The organism is Bacillus sp. BD48, from assembly GCF_046566805.1.
Classification (GTDB): domain Bacteria; phylum Bacillota; class Bacilli; order Bacillales; family Bacillaceae; genus Bacillus; species Bacillus safensis.
Window position 1 is genome coordinate 305134 of sequence record NZ_JANGFM010000002.1, and the last position, 19476, is coordinate 324609.

The window sequence follows — 19476 nt, forward strand, 5'->3', positions numbered from 1 at the left end:
TTACACATCTTACAGAACCGTAAGAGTAGCTCTTTATTTTCTAAACAAATGTAAGCGTTATCAAAATTTCTTTTTATTATTTTAAAAGGAGGAATTCGAATGGAAAATTCTCAATTGAAATTTGAAAAGAAGACGATTCGAAAGGTGACACGAAGAATTATCCCGTTACTTTTTTTACTCTATATTATTTCTTATCTAGACAGGGCAAATGTGGGATATGCTGCATTGGAAATGAATGAAGCATTAGGACTAACAAGTAAAATGTTTGGTCTTGTGACAGGTATTTTTTTTATTGGTTATTTTCTCTTTGAAGTACCAAGTAATATTTTAATGCAAAAATTTGGGGCAAGGGTTTGGATTACTAGGATTCTCTTTACTTGGGGAATTATTTCTATGGCAACTGGGTTTGCTCAGAATGCTACCCAGCTCTATATCATTAGATTCCTTCTTGGAATAGCAGAAGCAGGCCTATTTCCTGGCATTATACTATACCTTACTTATTGGTTCCGAGCTAAAGAAAGAGCAAGTACAATTGCGATGTTTATGACAGCAATCGCAGTTTCTTATATTATTGGAGCTCCCGTTTCTACTTTAATTATTGATCATATTCATTGGATGAATGTGCCTGGATGGCGTTGGATGTTTATTATCGAAGGCGCCCCTGCTGTTATTTTAGGGTTTGTTACATATTTCTACTTAACAGACAGGCCTGAACAAGCAAAGTGGTTAACAGCAGAAGAAAAAAATTGGTTGATGTCAGAATTAAGAAAGGACGAGGAGCTAAGAGAAAAGAAAGGCCAACAAACCTCTAGTCATAAGACGGCCTTGACTGATCCTAAATTGTGGTACCTCTCCTTAATTTACTTTGTATATACTGCAGGTACACTGGGCGTCGGTTATTGGATGCCCCAAATTATTAAAGGATTATCTAGCTATTTATCAAACACCCAGATCGGCTTCATTGCTACAATCCCTTACATTATTGCCTCAATCGTCATGAATTACTGGTCAAGACGCTCAGATCGCACTGGAGAAAGACGTATACACACAGCTTTACCGTTACTCGTAGCTGGTTTAACGTTACTCAGTGTAGGAATGGTGTCCAATCCATTTATTGCAATGTTTTTCATCACCATTTCATTGGCAGCCATGTATTGTTTTAAAGGTCCTTTTTGGTCATTACCCACTATGATATTGAGTCCAGCCACAGTAGCTGTTGGAATTGCAGTCATTAATTCAATTGGAAATCTAGGAGGTTTTGTTGGACCTTATGCAGTTGGATGGCTAAAAGATTATACAGGAAAAATGCAAGCCGGTTTGATTTTCTTAAGTATTATTTTAATAATCGCTTTCATATTAGTATTAGCTATGAAATTTGAGCAAAAAAGAACTATCTTAAAGAGTCAGAAGGAAATAGGGGAAATCCGACTTGAAAAATAAAGAAGCATGGGTTTCTCTACAAGCTGAGCAGATCAATGATCTGCTTTTTTCTAGTGAGATCAGCCTGTATCTTAAAGCCTATAGCGTGTATATACAAGGTTGGCCTAAAGCGGTTTGATGACGTTTTACGCATATGATAACAGGTGGAAATATGGTATCATTTTAAAATATATACAGCTGAGGCTGACGTTTATCCAAATGCGGTAGGACAAAAAAGGGGTTGTTTACTTGAATTCAAAACAGCAGCCGACGACTAGAAAACGCTTGGAGACAATGGCAGATCATGTTGAAGATAAACGTGAAGAATATAAAGAATTGCTCATTCAAGTTCAATCTATTCTCGGTGAACCTTCTTTAGAGCAGGAAGAAGTGAAAGAGAAGCTGTCAGATACGTATAAACAAATGAAAGAATATGCTTTATTTGTTGAATCCATTGAAGTCTTTATCCGAAAAATGGCGAAAGAGTCCGATCAGCAAAAATAGGCATGAATGTATGAATAAAAGAGTGTACCTGGGTGTGGGTACGCTTTTTTGTTTTAATAAATTATTCAGAAATTAAAATGAAAGCGTTGACATTTCTTTGGTCATGATACAAAATAAATAAAAATTCATCTGAGCATGTACAGGAGGAACGATATGAACCATGCAACCAAGAAATGCCTGATCACCTTTATCATTGTCTTATTTTCTATGAGTTTTCTCAATCCTTCCGTTTCATCTGCCCGAACTCAACACACGTCATTTTTTGTACCTACTGCCTCCGTACCATCTGGTCAGTATTATCGCTCACAAGAGGTGGTTCTCCATTCTCCGGTGCCAAAAGCTTCTCTTTATTACACGACAGATGGCAGCCAGCCGACAACTCAAAGTCAGCGATATAAAAAACCTATTCATATTGATGCCAATACGACTTTAAAAGTAAGCGCTTACAAAAATAGGTATCGACTTGCTACATCTACGTACAATTATCGTTTTGTCACACGAGAGGATATCGCATCATCTTTTTTATCTTTTGAATATCAAGGAATGCCTTATCGGTTGTACATTCCGAAAAATCATAAGAGGGGTAAAGCCTATCCTTTAGTCCTCTTCTTACATGGAGGCGGGGAGAGAGGGACCGATAATCAAAAGCAGTTACTTGCGAACGATGGTGCAGTTTTATGGGCTTCTCCTGAAGTTCAAAAGAAACATCCTGCATACGTACTAGCACCTCAAGCGCGAAATGCTGTGGATGGGGGCTTTGCTTTAACAAGAAATTCGCAAAATGAAATCGACCTGACAAACGTGTTTCAGTTTTCACCAGATTTACATAAAGCTTATGAAGTGCTTCAGCATGTTTTAACTTCATATAAAATTGATAGGAAAAGGATTTATGCGACTGGTTTATCTCAAGGTGGCTTTGGCTCTTATCAGTTGAACATCACATATCCTCGTTTGTTTGCAGCGATGATTCCTATTGCTGGGGGTGCAGATCCGAGCAAGGCGGGAATTTTAGCGAGCAAGCCAATATGGGCATTTCATGCAGAGGATGATTCCATTATCCCTATCAGCTATGCGAGAAATACAATTCAAGCGATTCAAAAAGCTGGCGGCCAGCCACTTTATACCGAGTATGCAAGCAAGTATGGGTATGATCATGCATCATGGACGCCTGCTTATGAGACCCCAGGCTTAACGGATTGGTTATTTGCACAGAGACTCAGCTTACGATAAACAAAAAAACCGATTCACCCAAACGGCGAATCGGTTTTTTTCTGTTTTATTTGTCAAAACGATGAGCAGAATGCTTTGTTGGTCCGATGTATTTGTTTAGCTGGAAAGAGCCTTTGATGGCAGCTGTGATGAATTCTTTTGCTGCATAAATGGCTTCTTTCACGTCTGATCCATTCGCTAGTTCAGCTGTGACTGCTGCTGAGAATGTGCAGCCTGCGCCGTGTGTGTATTCTGTGTCAATTTTATCTGTTTCAAGGCGTTCGAAGGTTTGTCCATCATAAAGCAAATCGATGGCTTTGTCTTCGCTTAGCTTACCGCCTCCAGTGATGACCACATACTTTGCACCAAGTTCGTGAATGCGTTTTGCTGCTTCTTCCATTTGTTCGATCGTTTTAATCTCGCCGATCCCGCTTAATTGACCTGCTTCGAAAAGGTTAGGTGTGATGACAGTTGCCAGTGGCGTGAGCTTTTCACGCAGTGCTTCCGCGTGCTCTGGGTAAAGGACTTCGTTCGCACCCTTACAAACCATAACAGGATCAATGACGACATTTTTTAAGTCGTATGTTTTAATGGTGTCAGCTGCAAGCTCGATCACGTCGACGGTAGGAAGCATACCCGTTTTCAGTGCATCTACACCAATGCCTTCTACAATGGTAGAGAGCTGCGCGCGAATTGTCGCCGTATCAATTGGAAACACCTGATGATCCCAATGATTATGTGGGTCCATTGCAACGACAACGGTTAAAGCTGTCATCCCGTAGACGTTTTTTTCTTGAAACGTTTTTAAATCTGCTTGGATACCTGCACCGCCGCTTGAATCCGAACCTGCGATGGTGAGTGCTTTATTCATAGACATAGTTGCTGAACCTCCAATGTGATGTGTAACAGTTATTGTTCTATCCCTTATTATAATCAGCTTTTCCATTTATCACAATGAAACGGCATAAAAAAGCGTTCCTCTCTTCGGAACGCCTCTTTTTCTTACCTTTTACAAATCACCAATTTCCCTTTTTTCAGTTCGTCTAAAAGTGTTAAGGCTAACTCTTGATCGGCGCCAGCTGACATCATTTTGGCCATCAGTTCATCATCCCGGGTGCGGATGACATTGGCGACTTGATCCAAAATCCCTTGATCGACCGCAGTCATGCTTTTGGCGTCTGTATACTCCGTTACGGTATCAGAGCGTTCTGGGTCGTACGCAAAAACAAAAACAGCGTCCTTAGACGAACCCGATGAATGAATGTGGTCGATGGTCTGTTTCGCTTCTTTACTATTTTCAACCGTGATATATTCCATCATCATCACTCCTTTTCATCAAAAATTCCCATTTTCCCATCAAATCAAACCGCCTTTTATATCATGAGAAGAAAGCCAATTTATGTTTTAATGGAAAAAGACGAATCTATTAAAGGAGTAAGCTGCATATGAAGATTTCCTTATTAATTGTGACACATAACCGGCTCAGCGCATTGTGTGAGCTGCTTGAATCCATTACAAGACAAACCGTACAGCCTTTTGAAATTGTCGTTGTCAATGATGCAGGAGAGCGAGTCGACATCATTCAGGAACTTTACTCTGAGCTTCCGATCCGCTTGATTCATTTAGATGAGAATGTCCAGCATGTGAATGCCAGAAATGTGGGAGTGCTAGAGCTGACAGGTGACGTCATCATGCTGAGTGACGACGATGATTACTTCACACCTTGTCATATCGAACGCATGAGCAAGGCGCTGGAGAATGCCGATTTTGTCTTTTCTGATGCAGAAATTGTATCATTTGAAGAAAAAGGCGCGACCCGTTTCCCACTGTCGAGACGTTTGTTTGCTTATACAGCGGATATTGAGGATATGCGTGTCTTTTCTACATATGTTCCTTCCGGCAGTATGTACAAACGCTGTATACACGATGAGATTGGCTATTTTGATCCAGCGATGCATCATTATTGGGACTGGGACTTCTTTTTACGTGTGTCACAGCATGCCCGAGTCAAACGAGTGCCAGCGGCTAGCGTGATCTATGCGTTTTTTGACGGCGGTGGAAATCAGTCTAGTGATCTGGGCGAAACAAGGAAGAACTACTTAGATGATTTAAGTGCAAAGCATGAACTGGGCGACCTGCCGACAGCGAACTTTGCTATATTATTAGAAGAACCAGCGATGAAAAAGCGAGAATCAGAGAGTGAGATTGTGTGGGATGGAAAACCGATGATCTCCAGACTAGCGCAGCAAGTAGAAGGAGGAAAACCACAATGAAGCCATTTTTAAATGATAGCTGGTGGGCTGTGATGAAAAGTGAATTTGAACAGCCATATTATCAGGAATTACGTGAATGGATGAAGGAAGAATATCGCACGCAGACCGTTTTTCCAAAACCAGATGACGTGTATCGTGCTCTTCATTTAACGTCATATGAAAAGGTCAAAGTGGTGATTTTAGGACAAGACCCTTATCATGGCCCAGGACAGGCACATGGATTAAGCTTTTCTGTTCAGCCGGGCGTCAAACACCCGCCATCTTTAAGAAATATTTTTCAGGAGCTACAGGATGATCTTGGCTGTCCTGTTCCAAATCACGGCTCACTTGTCAGCTGGGCAGAGCAGGGTGTGCTGCTCTTAAATACTGTGCTGACCGTGAGAAGGGGCGAGGCGAATTCTCATAAAGGCAAGGGCTGGGAACGAGTGACTGACCGCGTGATTGATGTGCTGAATAAGCGTGAGCAGCCGGTCGTTTTTGTGTTATGGGGAAGACATGCTCAAAACAAGAAAGAACGCATTGATCAAAACAAGCATTACATCATTGAGTCACCTCATCCAAGTCCTTTTTCTGCAAGAAACGGCTTTTTTGGCAGCCGGCCGTTTTCAAAGGTAAACGCGTATTTAAAGCAAATGGGGATTGAAGAAATCAATTGGTGTATCAAGGATATTGAATGAAAATAGGACGAGGGGAGAGCCCCTTCGTCCTGTTTATTTTAAAAATTTGCGAACCAAGTCGAGTCCGTTTTTCGCATTTGGATAACGGAAGGAAAAATCGAAGCGATTGGTTTGGCGCAGGACGCTTTTTTCATGCGTAAAAGTAAAGAAGCTTTCCTTCCCGTGATATCGTCCCATGCCGCTTTCGCCGACGCCTCCGAATGGCAGGTAAGGGGTAGCGACATGCATAAGCGTGTCATTGATACATCCTCCGCCAAATGAGAGGTTGTCTAGAATATAGGATTCTGTTTCTTTACTTGTCGTAAATAAGTAAAGTGCAAGCGGCTTCGGTCTTGCTTTGATCATATGAACTGCCTCATGCAGAGAATCAAAGGTCATGACAGGCAGAATCGGTCCGAAAATTTCCTCCTGCATGACGGGATCTTCCCATGTGATGTTGTCTAAAATGGTCGGAGCGATTTTGAGCTCCTGTTCATTGCGCTGTCCACCTGTGACGATCGTTCCATTTGAGAGAAATTGTGTAAGCCTGTCAAAATGACGCTGACTGACATTTTTTCCAAAGTGCGGATGCGTTTCGGGATGTTCACCATAAAAATCACGGATACAGGCAGTCATTTCTCGCAAAAGTTCCTCTTTGATGGATTCATGAACGAGCAAATAGTCAGGTGCAATGCAGGTTTGCCCTGCATTGGTGAATTTTCCAAAGGTGATCCGCTTCGCTGCCAGCTTGATGTCGGTATCAGGCATGACGATGCTGGGACTTTTTCCGCCAAGCTCAAGTGTGACAGGGGTCAAATGCTTTGCGGCGGCTTCCATGACGACTTTGCCAACTGCCACACTTCCAGTAAAGAAGATATAATCAAAGGGCAGTTTCAGCAGCTCTGTACTGACATCAACACCGCCCTCTACGACAGCCGCATGGTCTTCTTGAAATACATGTTTCATGATAGTGCTGATCACTTGTGAGACTGCCGGCGTCAGCTCAGACGGTTTTAAAATCACAGCATTTCCCGCAGATATCGCACCGACTAATGGAGAAAGGGCCAATTGGAAAGGATAGTTCCAAGGAGCAATGATGAGCACACTTCCATAAGGTTCCTTGATGATCATGCTTTTTGATCCGATATGAGTCAGGGGTGTTTTCACGCGTGTTGGCTTCGCCCATTTGTGAAGGTGCTTGATGGTATGATTGATTTCTCCATACACCATCCCGACCTCTGTTGTATAGGCTTCCTGTTCGGATTTATGTAAATCATGGGCTAATGCCTGTAAAATATCCTTTTCGTGCTGTTTGATTGCTGCTTTTAAGTCTTGAAGAATGCGGATGCGTTCTTGAACCGCTGGCTTCTGAAAGACTTTTTGTTTCTGAAATAGAGCCGTGAGCTTTTCCATTATTCAATCCTTTCATAGACGATGTTGTTTCTTTTATTATGTGTGAATGAAGATGACGGGTCAAATAAGAGAGTCGTGAGCGCACTGCTTTGAAAAAATGAACCCATTTGGTTTGTTCATTTGGTAAAATAATGTTGAAAAGAGATTTTTTTAGATTGGAGGGTCTACCCTTGAATATTCATATATCAAGCCTGCTTCAAAAAATGGAGGAAGCGGTTCAAAAAGCAAAACAAAGTGGAAATGATGAAGAGGTGAAACGTCAAGTGGCGGCCATTTCTTCACTATGTGATGTCATTCTCGACGCACCATCACAGGTGCAAATGCCGCAGTCGCCGGTCATCTCACCACCTCCATCGATACATACACCATCAGCACCATCTGTGTCTACAGATCAAGCCATGCTGGAGAAACTCATGGGCACAAGTGGTGCGAAGAAATTTCAGCAAAATGATGAGGGGCAAAAAGAGAAGGACGGGAACGGCGACTCTATTTTTGATTTTTAATGGTCTTGTCACGACAAAGGGAAGGTGATCGGTTTGAAACTATTTTTGGGCGCCATTCAGTGGATGGCATTTTTTATCGCAGCTTCTATTGCCGTACCAATTGCGATTGCACAAGCATTTGAATTGAACCAAGTGCAATCGGCGGAGCTGATTCAAAGTACTTTCTTTTCACTTGGTCTTGTGGCGATGGTGCAGTGTTTATGCGGCCATATGCTGCCGATCAATGAAAGTCCAGCAGGGCTTTGGTGGGGTGTGTATACCCTTTATGCCGGCATGACAGGAACAATCTTTGCGACGTATCCTGAAACCCTGCAAGCATTACAAGGGGCTTTAATTTTTAGTGCTGTTTTCTTTTTTATTTTTAGTTTATTTAAAATCATCAATTGGCTCGCGTCTTTATTTACGCCAGTCGTTACAGGCATTTATCTGCTGCTGCTTGTTGTGCAGTTAAGTCAGCCAATCATGAAAGGGCTGATGGGCATCGGCTATCGGGGAAATCAGGTGGACGGGCTTGTCTTTTGCTTATCGATCTTGATTATTATCCTCACTTTCATGATCAGCCGCTCAAAATGGCATTACTTGAGGCAGTTTTCTGTGTTATTCGCACTTGCAGGCGGATGGCTGTTATTCGCTCTACTCGGATTGGCGAAGCCGGTTCGAATTCCAGAACAAATCATCGAGTTTCCGAAGCTGTTTCCATTCGGCATGCCGGTCTTTGACAGTGGATTGCTTGTCACGTCCTTTTTTATAACGATTTTACTCATTGTGAACATGCTGGCAAGTATTCGAATTGTGGAAAGCTCAGTGAAGGCATTTGGTGAACTGCGTGAGCGGAAGAGAGCACGCCCTGCTGGTTTTGTCGCAGCATTTGGTCATTTACTAAGCGGGCTCATCGGTGCGATTGCGCCTGTACCTATTTCCGGGGCAGCAGGATTTATCCAGACAACGAAAATTCCATCGAGAAAGCCATTTTTCATAGGAAGTCTGCTCATTGTACTCATTAGTTTATTCCCGCTGCTCATGAGCTTTTTCTCTGCATTGCCATCACCTGTGGGGCTTGCTGTAAACTTTGTGGTCTTCTCTTCTATGATTGGGATCGCGATGGCGGAGTTTGATCAGTATGAGAAAGAAGAAGTCCCGCGGATTCGCTTTGTCCTTGGGATTGCCGTTTTAGCAGGCGTAGGGGCGATGTTTGTGCCTCAGGGGGCCTTGAAAGGCATGCATCCCGTGCTCATTTCATTATTAAGCAACGGTCTTGTTCTAGGCACGCTCATTGCGATCGTGGTCGACCAAGTCTTGTTACGAAAGAAAAAGAAATCCGACAATCTCGTGTCAACGTAATGGGAAAGTTGAATGTCGCCCTTCACCCGCGCTATGATAAACATAATTGACGAGATAAGGAGAATGACGAATGAAACTATTTTTCATTTTAGGTGCGATTAACGCCATGCTTGCTGTTGGACTTGGAGCCTTCGGTGCGCACGGTCTGGAAGGGAAAATCCCTGAAAAGTATATAGAGATTTGGAACAAAGGGGTTCAATATCAGATGTTCCATGCGATAGGACTATTTATTGTCGCTTTTCTTGCAGATAAGCTATCAGGTGTCTCCTTGGTTCCTGCCGCTGGCTGGGTGATGCTTGCAGGCATCCTTTTCTTCTCAGGAAGCCTTTATGTTTTGGCATTGACTCAGGTAAAGGTTCTAGGTGCCATTACCCCCATTGGCGGATTGGCGTTTATTGCCTCTTGGATCATGCTGGTCATTGCAGCAGCAAAAAATTTATAAGCTAAAAAACCGATGCTCTCATAGGGGCATCGGTTTTTTTCTTAACTCCAGTAAGGGGTATAGTTGGGTGGTGCTTGATAATAAGGGACATAGTGAGATGGGGGGACAGGATGCGTTTGAGACTCTTCCTCCCGGTGGCAAAATGGTCCGATAAACACGCTTGGTTTTACGGGCTTTATCGCCTGCTTCCACTGTGTTTCGTTCATGCAATAAGTATGGGCCATGATGTGAGAAGGGGTGAGGGTAAGAAGGTCTGAGCCTAGGATCACTTCAGGTGTAGATGCGTTAAAAATGGCTAACAAATGAGTTCTGTCTTGGAGAGCGACTTCATAATGCCACCAGCCTTGAGGCACGTTTGCCACCTGTCCAGGTGTGATGGTGTAGGTGTGCAGTTTTTTTGTAAATGGATTCAGTATCGATACGGCAGCAGAACCGGCTATACAATAAACAAGCTCTGCGGCATTTTGATGATAATGAGGCTCTACGACTTTGCTTTTACTCAAATATATATCCAGCAGGGACACTCGATCCAACGAGTTTAATTGTTTTTTTCCTAACACATTAATCAGGTTATGCTGATCGTATTTCACAAGGGGGCTTTGATTTAGATCGTATGAAAATTTGACATTTGGTGATGTATAATCCAGCTCAACAGTCATTGATGTCACCTCTAGGCTTTTGATAAAAACTACTAGGCATCTTATGAGCAGCGCCCCAGAGGTGTGACAAAAACCTAGACAAAAGAAAAAAGCAAGGGCACCTGAGCCTTGCTTTTGCCATGCTTGACGTTATCTATCTCGGAGAATACGTAGACATGGAGTATGGATAGTCGTATTGAATTTCCCCATCAAACGTAATGTAATCAAGATAGATCGTTAATAGTAAGTATCGTGTTCCTGTCTTATTATCACTAATGATAATGTGGTCACGTCCTGCAGCTTCAATGACGCCTCTAAAAATCTTCGAATTCCATTCCTTGCTCGCCTCAAACGTCATATAAATCGTGGCTACCTTGCCGCGGTTCAATCGTAAAATATTTTCAATATAGGACTGCTCAATAGGCAGCTGCCCAGTGACATTCTGCTGATAAATCGGTCCAGAAGGAATTTGATAAGGCTGACCGCCGCCCGACGTTCCTTGGCCTCCTTGTGAAGTACCGGTAGACGGCATTGGCGGAAACCCCTGCTGCATTTGTCCTTGCATTTGACCCTGCGTTTGGGGAGGGACTGAATAACCCATCTGCTGCGCAGGGTACGGATTTGCTCCAAATTGTTGCTGGCGAAAATCTTGACCTTCGAAACCCGAACCTTGCCCAAATTGATTTTTCAATTTCATAACGTTCCTCCTCTTTCCTCATGGTGTTCTAAACAGAAGGCGCTAAAGCACCTGTTGTTTCCATAGCATTCTTTCTCTCTTTCACACTATGAGACAGGAGGGGAGAATATGTACATTGACCGAAAAAAAGGAACTGCTATGCAATTCCTCAGTGTGTAGACAAAGCTTCGCATCCGTTGTCCGTCCTGCGCGCTGGTGCTCACGAATGTCAAATTCGCTCCGCTCCAGTGCTCAAACTTCCTAGACTTCAAAGGTTTGCTATCACGCTGAAAAGAAGATAAAGGGCTAAAATAAAGACCATTTTAGCCCTTTGTCAGCAATCTGAGGAACTGCTCTACAGTTCCTAGAGTGTAGACAACCCCTCGTATTCTATCGGTACTCGTCCTTTTTACATGATCCAGTTTACAGCGTGCTGAATATCAAATAAAAGTGTCATGATGAGAAAAAACGCGGCGAGCGGTGTGATCACAATGATGAAGGCTTGCCATAATCTGAGCTTCATCACAGCGACAATGCCTAAAACAGCCATTCCAAATATCCACGTCTTTGCATATGCTTCCGTAAGAGGTAAAAGATTGAGATAATACCATACTTCATAATGCTGATCTAAATATGGTGAGACTTTAACAAACGTATACGGACCGAGCATCCCAACTGTGAAAATCCAAGTAAGTGAAAATAAAGCAGAAGGGAAAAAGATCGTCAGTGTGCAGGCTTTGAGTATATCTCGATACGCCGTTTGACAGCCGAAAAAGAGACGGCCTAACCATTTGATCAGGAGGACACCGAAAAATAGAATCATATTGCCTGCCAAAATACCATATCCCGCTCCTTGTAACAGAATAAAAGGGAATGGAATATGATTGCCCATATACTCGCTAAAATACCCTTCATAGATCCAGCCCGTACCGGCGATACTTGCAAGGAGCATCATCAGCCAAATTGGAATATTGGAATGTCGATATGAGCGAATAATCGTTTTTGTCGCGACGAAAATTTTAAAAAATCGAAAAAATCCTTTTACTTCCTCTTCTTGGGAGTGATCATTCTTCATAGCTTCCAATGTTCTTTACTCCTTTAATACACACAAATGATTACTTATATTACCAAAAAATTCGCATTTTTCAAAGATAGATCAATAAAAAAATACAATTTTATAAAAAATAGGTCACTCTACAGTCTCTTTAAGAGGAGACACATATGATAAACATAGTTTGAAAGAGACCGAGGTGAAAACTTTGACAAAAGTAACTGTCATTATGACGAGCTACAACAAGGCGGCTTACGTCAGCAGATCGATTGAAGCGGTCTTGAAGCAGACGCTGTCAGACTTTGAACTATTTATCATGGATGATGGATCAAACGAAAAAACCCTAGCTGCGATTGAACCGTTTCGTAAAGATCCCCGTGTTCATTTTATCCAAAGCGGTGTTAAAACGCTGGAAGAGAGAACAGCGAAAACTCGATACGCCGTGCTGATTAATCAAGCATTAGAACTGGCAAAGGGCGAGTATATTTCCTATGCCACAGATGACAATGTCTACGCCCCGGACCGTTTAGAAAAGCTCACTCATTATTTAGATGCCAATCCAGATAAAGATATTGTCTATTCTAGTTCTAAAGTGATCTATTTAAATAGCAAAAAAGAGCCAGTGAAGGAAACAATTCGGCCAGCGCAAACAGTGCAATGGAATGCCCCCTGTGCCATAGATCATTGCTCGGTCGTACATCGTGCATCCATTTTATCAAAAATTCATGCTGAATTTGGGTCTTACTGGGACGAGAGTCCGCATTTTTATCGAATAGGGGATGCCCGTTTCTTTTTTCGGTTGAATCATTTTTATCCGTTCTATCCCTTTGATGAAATATTAGATACAAATTACATCACAGAACAGTCAATTCATTATCAGCTGGCAGAAGAAGAGAAAAGTGCCTTTATTCAAGCACTTCCCGAGCAGTCTACCTGCTGGGAGCTCCGCAGTATATTAAAAAAAAGATATGGGAGGTGACCTGAAGTGTCGCACTATATTCATCATTATTGGCAAGTGTATTTTGAGTATGTGAATCTGATGAAGGATTTGTCCTATAAGCAAATTCCTCTTGGGTTGATCAGTAATTTTTATCAATATATCAGTCCAGAAGTGAGGGAACGCATGGAAGAGGAAGCGTTCGGTCAAGAACTGACAACCACTTGTCCATTACCGGAAGAGATTCAGCCATTTTTTGATCAGCATAAGCAGCAGATCAAGCGTATCGCTTATCGTCCGGCGAATGGAAAGGTATTGCTCCACTTTGAACACCTGCGTTTTACTGAACAAAATTACACGCGGTTCCATCCAAACCAAACGGTGGTGCTCGCTCGCTGGAAGAAGGCGGATTATTTCGGAATACCTGTCATCAGTAAGCCGGAATTAGCCGGAGAGGTTAATAAAGAAGCCCATACTGAATATATTGAAAAAGCAAATGCTCTCCTTAAACCTTACGCTCACCACCCTGTCTTTGGCAATGTCTTTTTTAGAGAAAAACTACGGAAGGACATTGTGCAATTTATCGATGTCATTGACCAGATAGAAGTGTTATTTCAAATGCAGCCGATTGCAGCTGTCATTGTTGGTACGACGGAGGATGCTTACAGCCGCGTACTCGCTTTGCAAACAGTGAAACGCCAGCTTACGAGTATCTGTCTTCAGCACGGCGCGCTTATGGGAGACGAAGCCTTTTTACCGATTTTCACGACTTGCCATGGGGTGTTTGGAAAGTATGAAAAGGACTGGTATGTAGACAAAGGCTGTCAGCCGGAACAGGTGGAAATCACAGGTCATCCGAGATTTGATTTGGTGAAGGAGCGAACGCCGCTTCAACAGGATCTTATCTTTCGTAAATTGAACTTCAGTCCGGCTAAAAAGACCGTGCTTGTGGCAACGCAGCCATTTTCTGCAGCCTTCTATGGCGATGTTCTTAAAACGATCGCCAAACGGAAAGACATTCAGCTGATCATGAAGCCGCATCCTTGGGAAATTGCTCGAAATCGATTAAATGACTATGTGTCTATTGAACGAGCGGAAAATCATGTGAAATTGATTAAAAAAGAAATTGACCTGTATGATCTGCTGCCATATGTGGATATCGTGATTACGCTCACATCAACAGTTGGTCTTGAAGCGATGCTTTTTGAAAAGAGTGTGCTGATCGGGAAGATGACAGAAGGCAGAAGATACCCATATTACGAGTCGCTTGGCAGCTATCATATGGAAAACCCTGTTGAACTAGCTGATAAAGCCATTCGTATTTTGTCGGATGAACAAGAGATGAAACTGGCAAAACAGCAAGGAGCTCAGTTCATTAAACAACATTATCCGCATGCGCGATCTACCGATGTTCTGCTTTCTCTGCTCAAAACAAAAACAGGTGTGGATTTTCAGAGATGAAGATAGGGGTGTGCAAGCGATATGGGAAAAAAGAGAGCACAATTTCTTCCTTATGCTCTACCTTTCATTGAGCAGGAAGAAATTGATGAAGTCATTGGAACATTAAAGTCCGGCTGGCTGTCAACTGGACCAAAAGTAAGACAGTTTGAAGAAAAATTTCAGCAGCTGACTGGTGCAAAGCATGCGATCGCTGTCAATTCATGTACGGCTGCTTTATTTTTAGCCTTAAAAGCTAAAGGGATTGGGAATGGGGATGAGGTGATTACAACACCTCTGACATTTTGCGCAACAGCCAATACGATTATCCATACGGGAGCAGCTCCTGTATTTGTCGATATTGATCCAGCGACACTCAACCTCGATGCAGAGAAACTAGAAGCGGCCATTACACCACATACAAAAGCGATTGTCCCTGTTCATTTTGCTGGTCAATCGTGCGATATGGACCGGATTTTAGCGATTGCCAAAAAGTATGATCTATTTGTACTTGAAGATGCTGCCCATGCTCTTTACACAACGTACCACGGTCAGCCCGTTGGTTCGATTGGTGATGCGACCGCTTTTAGCTTTTATGCAACAAAAAATCTAGCGACTGGTGAAGGCGGCATGCTGACAACAAATGATGATGCGCTTGCGGCTCGAATTAGAAGACTAGCGCTCCATGGGATGAGCAAGGGAGCGTGGAATCGTTATGGAGAAAAAGGAACGTGGTATTACGAGGTCGAGGAACCAGGCTATAAAATGAACATGTTTGACGTGCAGGCATCGTTAGGGCTTGTTCAGCTAAGCCGTCTGGATGACATGCAGGCACGGAGAGAACAGATTGCAAAAGCATACAATCAGGCTTTTCAAAAAGAAGCGGGTCTGATCCTGCCGCCTGTGCATCAAGAAGGAAGACATGCATGGCATTTGTATGTACTGCAAGTGAATCCAAAAGAAGCATTCATCACGCGTGATGAACTGATTGATCAGCTGCAAATGGAATATAAAATCGGCACGAGTGTTCACTTTATCCCTGTTCACTTGCATCCATACTATCAACAAACGTATCACTATTCACCAGAGGATTTCCCTGAGTCACTCGCATACTACAAACAGACGCTCTCACTGCCGCTCTATCCGAGTATGACAGATGAAGATGTGCAGGATGTTATCACAGCGGTGTTGTCTATTTTAAAAGAACAGAAGGCATCATCATGAAGGTCGTTCATGCTGTAGATGATCAGGTGCTGGCCGCTTGGCTGGAGAAATACGGCCAACAAGCGGAACAAATGAACGGCTTCAAGCAGTTTGCTCTTGTCAAAGGCGCCCAGCTAAAGGCAGTCCTGTTATATGAATGGTCAAAATGGGAAAGCGGCATTTTTGATCAGCATATTTTTCATGTGAAGTTTGTCGAAGCAGAGTCAGCGTCTGCTTTTCAAGAATTGATGGAGCGTTTCATCAATTGGATGAGAACAGAAAAATGCGATTTTTTCTTTTTACGTCTTGAAGCGTCTGATCTTGAAAAAAACCGCATCGTCCAAAGGCTGTCACATGTGTACTATGTGGGCGGTCTCACTCGTCTTGAGGCGCCGCCTGTTCAAATGGAGATGCCATCTACAGGTGAAGATGTGGTCATCAGTCTGCCGGATGAAAAGGATTACGATGAGGCGGTGTCACTTGCTCATCAGGCTTTTATGAAAAGCCGGTATGCACTTGATCCTTTTTTAGATCAGAATGTTGTCCAGCATTTCTTTCAGGAATGGATGAGAAACAATTTACTCGGACGTGCAGACATCAATCTCGCGGCAAAGGTGAACGATGAAGTCATTGGTTTGATTCAAGGGGTGGCAAAGGGCGATGAACTAGTGCTTGATTTATTGTCCATTAGACCGGATGTACAAGGAAAAGGGATCGGAAAAATGCTGGTGATGGCGGTGATAAACGCCTCTTATGAGAGAGGGCATCGGTTTATGTCTGCCGGAACTCAGATGCATAACACAACCGCGATTCAGCTGTACGAAAAGCTGGGCTTTAGAACAAAAAATGCCTTCTTGTATTACCATGTGTGGCCGAAAAAAGGAGAGAGGTAAGATGGCGCATTTCTATATCGGAGATCGCAAAGTGGGGGATGGTGCGCCTGTCTTTATCATTGCAGAGGCAGGCATTAACCATGATGGAAAGCTAGATCAGGCGCTTGCTTTAATTGATGTGGCAAAAGAAGCAGGTGCCGATGCGGTGAAGTTTCAAATGTTTCAAGCTGATCGGATGTATCAAAAGGAACCAGGTTTGTATGAAACAGCCAAGGGAGAAGAGGTGTCCATTTTTTCTTTAGTGGAACAAATGGAACTGCCGCCAGAATGGCTCCCGGTGTTATTGTCACGCTGTGCGGAAAAAGGGCTGATATTTTTAAGCACAGTGTGTGACGAAGAATCTGCGGATCTATTGAATCAAACCGATCCGCCGGCTTTCAAACTGGCATCCTATGAAATCAATCATTTGCCTCTTATGCGTCACACGGCATCTTTTCAAAAGCCCATCATTTTCTCAACAGCCGGGGCAACCATTTCAGATGTCCATGAAGCATATGAGGCGATTACAAGCGCTCAAAATCAACAGGTTGCTATCATGCATTGCGTAGCAAAGTATCCAGCACCTAGAGCTTACACGAACCTGCGTGTACTTCAAACCTTAGCTGCGGCATTTCCCGAGGCAGTCATTGGCTTTTCTGATCATAGTGAGCATCCAACTGAAGCTCCTGTGGCCGCTGTGAAGCTTGGGGCAGCAATCATTGAAAAGCACTTTACAGTCGATAAAACGTTACCTGGGGCTGATCATTCCTTTGCTCTTGATCCTGAAGAATTGAAGGAAATGGTTCAGCATATTCGAGCGGCAGAAAAGCAGCGCAATCTAACAGAAGCTGACACTCATTCAGTGCCAGAGGAGCTCCTTGGCAGTTCTTATAAAACGACAACAGCCATTGAAGGCAAAATTCGTGAATTTGCGTATCGAGGCATTTTTACGACAAAAGGCATTGCAAAGGGCGAGACATTGACCACAGAAAATCTAGCCGTGTTACGTCCGGGCCAAAAAAGCCAAGGTCTGCATCCACGTTATATGGCGATTTTACTTGGCGCAAAGGCTGTCAGAGATATCCCAGCCCATACAGGGGTTTCGTGGGAAGATGTACTTGTGAAGGAGACGTCAAATGATCAATGATGTGCTCTTTGTCATACAGGCGAGAATGGGCTCAACAAGGCTGCCAAAAAAGGTGATGAAACCGATCGGCGGTATGGCGCTGATCGACCTGATTGTTGAACGGGTAAAGCAATCAGCTCATTACACTCACAAAACGCAGAACCTCATGATCGCCACAACAGTTGAGGCAGAAGATGATCTGCTGGCTCATTACTGCTTATCAAAGGGCTATAAAGTATTTCGTGGCAGTGAGGCGGATGTACTGCAGCGATTTGCGCAGATTGTCCGTCATTTTGAACCGCAAACCATTGTGCGTTTAACAGGAGATAACCCATTTATAGATCCAGTCCTTTTGTCGAAAATGCTTGAAAAACATAAACAAGAGAAGGCTGATTACACGTATACGGCTGGAACGCCACTCGGTATTTCCGGGGAAATGATCGACGCACGTATTTTAAGTGAAATCGACAATTTTCCCCTTACGCAGCCAGAGCGTGAGCATGTCACGCTCTATATCAGAAAGCATCCTGAGCAATTTCATCTACAATTATTCACACCGCCCAAAGAACTTGCATATCCTGCTTATCGATTCACGATTGATACAGAAGAAGATTATGTGTTTGCGACCCGTTTACTAGAGAAAGCTGGTGGCTCCATTGCTGTGCCTACGGCTGAGCTCATCACCATTTGCGAACAAGACCCTGATATTGTTCGGTTGAATCAATTTGTGAAACAGAAGGATGCTGAATGAACAAGAAAATCATGATTGTTGTGTATGGTGGTTTTTTAAGAGGCATGGGGCATGTCGTCAGAATGAAACGGCTGGCAAATCAACTGCTTCAAGAAGGAAACGACTTATATTTCTATACAAATGAACAGATCTGTGTAGAAATGCTCTCAGGTCCAGATTGGCACGTTCATTTGGTGCAGGAGTCGAAGGCATTTCTTCAGATGGAGCAGGACATAAAAGAGCTGAATCCTGCTCTTTTGCTGATTGATGTACTTGATTGTGACCTCCAATTTCTTCGATTGGTCAAAGCGTCCTCCGGCTCTGCAAGGCTGGTCTTATTCGAAGAAAAGAGAGCAGAAGCCTGTCAGCTTGCCGATGCTGTCGTGAACGGCATTTATGGTGGTCTGGACGAAAAGCACATGCAAGTAGATGGGACAGAATATTTTTATGGAACACCTTATTTATTGTTAGATCAAGAGGTAAGCCGATTAAAAGACACATATGAGGTTCGAAAAGAATGCAAAAAGGTTGTTATCAGCCTTGGGGGCAGTGACCCGCGCGGATTGTTATCTAAGGCTGTATCAGCACTCCTCGAAGTGGACCACTTACACATTTTAGCGGTTACAGGAAAAGCCTCCCGTATCGAGGAACAAATAGAGGCTGAGCATATTCAATTCATTCGTCATACAGATCAATTACCTGCGCGTCTCTCGGAAGCTGATTTGGCAATAGTTGCTGGCGGGATGACATTATACGAGGCAGTTTGTATCGGAGTGCCCAGTATTGTTCTTTCACAAGTAGACCACCAAGCAGTGACAGCCGCTCGTTTTGCGCAAAAGGGAGCCTGCCGCCATCTTGGATTAGGTGAACTTGTGGATGAAAAAGATATACGGTGTGCTGTGGAAAGACTGTCCAGCAGCTACTTTCTCCGCAGGAGCATCCATCTCAATGGACGGACACTCATTGATGGAAAAGGAACTGAACGAGTGAAAAACATTCTTATACACCTCATGAATCATCACCAAAAAGAACATAAGGATGTGTAG

22 protein-coding genes are annotated in these 19476 nt (G+C 43.2%); 16 read left to right on the plus strand and 6 right to left on the minus strand.

What is annotated here, in order from left to right; all coding sequences use genetic code 11:
* Positions 1-99 precede the first annotated feature (99 nt).
* From ACLGGR_RS06520 to ACLGGR_RS06535, 4 genes are all read left to right on the plus strand, one after another.
* Positions 100-1440 carry an MFS transporter gene (locus tag ACLGGR_RS06520; protein ID WP_410972728.1) on the plus strand — a complete coding sequence of 447 codons (1341 nt, stop codon included), beginning with the start codon at positions 100-102 and terminating at the stop codon, positions 1438-1440.
* Positions 1430-1558, plus strand: a complete 129-nt coding sequence (locus ACLGGR_RS06525) for a hypothetical protein (RefSeq protein WP_410972729.1) — start codon at positions 1430-1432, stop codon at positions 1556-1558. Before ACLGGR_RS06520 ends, ACLGGR_RS06525 begins: the two co-directional genes overlap by 11 nt.
* Positions 1559-1668: 110 nt before the next feature.
* Positions 1669-1923 carry a hypothetical protein gene (locus tag ACLGGR_RS06530; RefSeq protein WP_142946214.1) on the plus strand — a complete coding sequence of 85 codons (255 nt, stop codon included), beginning with the start codon at positions 1669-1671 and terminating at the stop codon, positions 1921-1923.
* Positions 1924-2076: 153 nt separating this feature from the next.
* Positions 2077-3153 (plus strand): chitobiase/beta-hexosaminidase C-terminal domain-containing protein, encoded by a 1077-nt coding sequence (locus tag ACLGGR_RS06535; protein WP_410972730.1) that lies wholly within the window; start codon positions 2077-2079, stop codon positions 3151-3153.
* 46 nt (positions 3154-3199) lie between these two features.
* Here the strand turns inward: ACLGGR_RS06535 and ACLGGR_RS06540 are convergent, their stop codons facing one another.
* Together ACLGGR_RS06540 and ACLGGR_RS06545 are read right to left on the minus strand one after the other, a co-directional pair.
* Positions 3200-4009 carry a bifunctional hydroxymethylpyrimidine kinase/phosphomethylpyrimidine kinase gene (locus tag ACLGGR_RS06540; RefSeq protein ID WP_410972731.1) on the minus strand — a complete coding sequence of 270 codons (810 nt, stop codon included), beginning with the start codon at positions 4007-4009 and terminating at the stop codon, positions 3200-3202.
* 125 nt (positions 4010-4134) lie between these two features.
* The gene (locus ACLGGR_RS06545) at positions 4135-4449 is read right to left on the minus strand and encodes a YflT domain-containing protein (protein WP_041115434.1); all 315 of its coding nucleotides are present in this window, start codon (positions 4447-4449) and stop codon (positions 4135-4137) included.
* 128 nt (positions 4450-4577) lie between these two features.
* Here ACLGGR_RS06545 and ACLGGR_RS06550 point away from each other — a divergent pair, with 128 nt between their 5' ends.
* Together ACLGGR_RS06550 and ACLGGR_RS06555 are read left to right on the plus strand one after the other, a co-directional pair.
* On the plus strand, positions 4578-5405 hold the full coding sequence (locus ACLGGR_RS06550; protein WP_410972732.1) for a glycosyltransferase family 2 protein: 828 nt from the start codon (positions 4578-4580) through the stop codon (positions 5403-5405).
* Positions 5402-6082, plus strand: a complete 681-nt coding sequence (locus tag ACLGGR_RS06555) for a uracil-DNA glycosylase (RefSeq protein ID WP_410972733.1) — start codon at positions 5402-5404, stop codon at positions 6080-6082. The genes ACLGGR_RS06550 and ACLGGR_RS06555 overlap by 4 nt, the downstream gene beginning before the upstream one ends.
* Before the next feature lie 33 nt (positions 6083-6115).
* On the opposite strand, the gene ACLGGR_RS06560 is transcribed toward ACLGGR_RS06555, so the two are convergent.
* A complete protein-coding gene (locus tag ACLGGR_RS06560; protein ID WP_410972734.1) occupies positions 6116-7474 on the minus strand; it encodes an aldehyde dehydrogenase in 1359 nt (452 codons plus the stop codon).
* A 170-nt stretch (positions 7475-7644) separates the two neighbouring features.
* On the opposite strand from ACLGGR_RS06560, the gene ACLGGR_RS06565 reads away from it, so the two are divergent.
* The 3 genes from ACLGGR_RS06565 (at position 7645) to ACLGGR_RS06575 (ending at position 9760) form a co-directional block, all read left to right on the plus strand.
* Complete coding sequence (locus ACLGGR_RS06565) at positions 7645-7977, plus strand: YwdI family protein (RefSeq protein WP_039182322.1); 333 nt, start codon at positions 7645-7647, stop codon at positions 7975-7977.
* Positions 7978-8010: 33 nt separating this feature from the next.
* Positions 8011-9318 carry a purine/pyrimidine permease gene (locus ACLGGR_RS06570; protein WP_251216119.1) on the plus strand — a complete coding sequence of 436 codons (1308 nt, stop codon included), beginning with the start codon at positions 8011-8013 and terminating at the stop codon, positions 9316-9318.
* Positions 9319-9388: 70 nt separating this feature from the next.
* A complete protein-coding gene (locus tag ACLGGR_RS06575; protein WP_251216118.1) occupies positions 9389-9760 on the plus strand; it encodes a DUF423 domain-containing protein in 372 nt (123 codons plus the stop codon).
* A 41-nt stretch (positions 9761-9801) separates the two neighbouring features.
* Here the strand turns inward: ACLGGR_RS06575 and ACLGGR_RS06580 are convergent, their stop codons facing one another.
* From ACLGGR_RS06580 to ACLGGR_RS06590, 3 genes are all read right to left on the minus strand, one after another.
* Positions 9802-10419, minus strand: a complete 618-nt coding sequence (locus ACLGGR_RS06580) for a cupin domain-containing protein (RefSeq protein WP_142946221.1) — start codon at positions 10417-10419, stop codon at positions 9802-9804.
* Between the two features lie 133 nt (positions 10420-10552).
* Positions 10553-11095 carry a spore coat protein GerQ gene (gene gerQ / locus ACLGGR_RS06585; RefSeq protein WP_410972735.1) on the minus strand — a complete coding sequence of 181 codons (543 nt, stop codon included), beginning with the start codon at positions 11093-11095 and terminating at the stop codon, positions 10553-10555.
* Positions 11096-11483: 388 nt separating this feature from the next.
* A complete protein-coding gene (locus tag ACLGGR_RS06590) occupies positions 11484-12149 on the minus strand; it encodes a YIP1 family protein (protein WP_410972980.1) in 666 nt (221 codons plus the stop codon).
* A 184-nt stretch (positions 12150-12333) separates the two neighbouring features.
* Between ACLGGR_RS06590 and ACLGGR_RS06595 the strand changes: the two genes are divergently transcribed.
* From ACLGGR_RS06595 to ACLGGR_RS06625, 7 genes are read left to right on the plus strand one after another with little or no spacing between them, the layout of a single operon-like run.
* Complete coding sequence (locus ACLGGR_RS06595; RefSeq protein ID WP_410972736.1) at positions 12334-13104, plus strand: glycosyltransferase family 2 protein; 771 nt, start codon at positions 12334-12336, stop codon at positions 13102-13104.
* Between the two features lie 6 nt (positions 13105-13110).
* The gene (locus ACLGGR_RS06600; RefSeq protein WP_410972737.1) at positions 13111-14523 is read left to right on the plus strand and encodes a capsular polysaccharide export protein, LipB/KpsS family; all 1413 of its coding nucleotides are present in this window, start codon (positions 13111-13113) and stop codon (positions 14521-14523) included.
* Positions 14524-14544: 21 nt separating this feature from the next.
* Positions 14545-15723 carry a DegT/DnrJ/EryC1/StrS family aminotransferase gene (locus ACLGGR_RS06605; RefSeq protein ID WP_410972738.1) on the plus strand — a complete coding sequence of 393 codons (1179 nt, stop codon included), beginning with the start codon at positions 14545-14547 and terminating at the stop codon, positions 15721-15723.
* Complete coding sequence (locus ACLGGR_RS06610) at positions 15720-16595, plus strand: GNAT family N-acetyltransferase (protein ID WP_410972739.1); 876 nt, start codon at positions 15720-15722, stop codon at positions 16593-16595. Before ACLGGR_RS06605 ends, ACLGGR_RS06610 begins: the two co-directional genes overlap by 4 nt.
* 1 nt (position 16596) lies before the next feature.
* Positions 16597-17721 carry an N-acetylneuraminate synthase family protein gene (locus ACLGGR_RS06615; protein WP_410972740.1) on the plus strand — a complete coding sequence of 375 codons (1125 nt, stop codon included), beginning with the start codon at positions 16597-16599 and terminating at the stop codon, positions 17719-17721.
* On the plus strand, positions 17711-18451 hold the full coding sequence (locus tag ACLGGR_RS06620; protein WP_410972741.1) for a glycosyltransferase family protein: 741 nt from the start codon (positions 17711-17713) through the stop codon (positions 18449-18451). The genes ACLGGR_RS06615 and ACLGGR_RS06620 overlap by 11 nt, the downstream gene beginning before the upstream one ends.
* Entirely contained in the window at positions 18448-19476 is a 1029-nt protein-coding gene (locus ACLGGR_RS06625) for a PseG/SpsG family protein (RefSeq protein ID WP_410972742.1), read from the plus strand. The genes ACLGGR_RS06620 and ACLGGR_RS06625 overlap by 4 nt, the downstream gene beginning before the upstream one ends.

Bases quoted from the DNA above. Each gene is read 5' to 3' on its own strand.
- ACLGGR_RS06520 (WP_410972728.1), top strand. From the start codon at position 100: ATGGAAAATTCTCAATTGAAATTTGAAAAGAAGACGATTCGAAAGGTG.
- ACLGGR_RS06535 (WP_410972730.1), top strand. From the start codon at position 2,077: ATGAACCATGCAACCAAGAAATGCCTGATCACCTTTATCATTGTCTTA.
- ACLGGR_RS06540 (WP_410972731.1), bottom strand. From the start codon at position 4,009: ATGTCTATGAATAAAGCACTCACCATCGCAGGTTCGGATTCAAGCGGC.
- ACLGGR_RS06545 (WP_041115434.1), bottom strand. From the start codon at position 4,449: ATGGAATATATCACGGTTGAAAATAGTAAAGAAGCGAAACAGACCATC.
- ACLGGR_RS06550 (WP_410972732.1), top strand. From the start codon at position 4,578: ATGAAGATTTCCTTATTAATTGTGACACATAACCGGCTCAGCGCATTG.
- ACLGGR_RS06555 (WP_410972733.1), top strand. From the start codon at position 5,402: ATGAAGCCATTTTTAAATGATAGCTGGTGGGCTGTGATGAAAAGTGAA.
- ACLGGR_RS06560 (WP_410972734.1), bottom strand. From the start codon at position 7,474: ATGGAAAAGCTCACGGCTCTATTTCAGAAACAAAAAGTCTTTCAGAAG.
- ACLGGR_RS06575 (WP_251216118.1), top strand. From the start codon at position 9,389: ATGAAACTATTTTTCATTTTAGGTGCGATTAACGCCATGCTTGCTGTT.
- ACLGGR_RS06580 (WP_142946221.1), bottom strand. From the start codon at position 10,419: ATGACTGTTGAGCTGGATTATACATCACCAAATGTCAAATTTTCATAC.
- gerQ (WP_410972735.1), bottom strand. From the start codon at position 11,095: ATGAAATTGAAAAATCAATTTGGGCAAGGTTCGGGTTTCGAAGGTCAA.
- ACLGGR_RS06590 (WP_410972980.1), bottom strand. From the start codon at position 12,149: ATGAAGAATGATCACTCCCAAGAAGAGGAAGTAAAAGGATTTTTTCGA.
- ACLGGR_RS06605 (WP_410972738.1), top strand. From the start codon at position 14,545: ATGGGAAAAAAGAGAGCACAATTTCTTCCTTATGCTCTACCTTTCATT.
- ACLGGR_RS06610 (WP_410972739.1), top strand. From the start codon at position 15,720: ATGAAGGTCGTTCATGCTGTAGATGATCAGGTGCTGGCCGCTTGGCTG.
- ACLGGR_RS06615 (WP_410972740.1), top strand. From the start codon at position 16,597: ATGGCGCATTTCTATATCGGAGATCGCAAAGTGGGGGATGGTGCGCCT.
- ACLGGR_RS06620 (WP_410972741.1), top strand. From the start codon at position 17,711: ATGATCAATGATGTGCTCTTTGTCATACAGGCGAGAATGGGCTCAACA.
- ACLGGR_RS06625 (WP_410972742.1), top strand. From the start codon at position 18,448: ATGAACAAGAAAATCATGATTGTTGTGTATGGTGGTTTTTTAAGAGGC.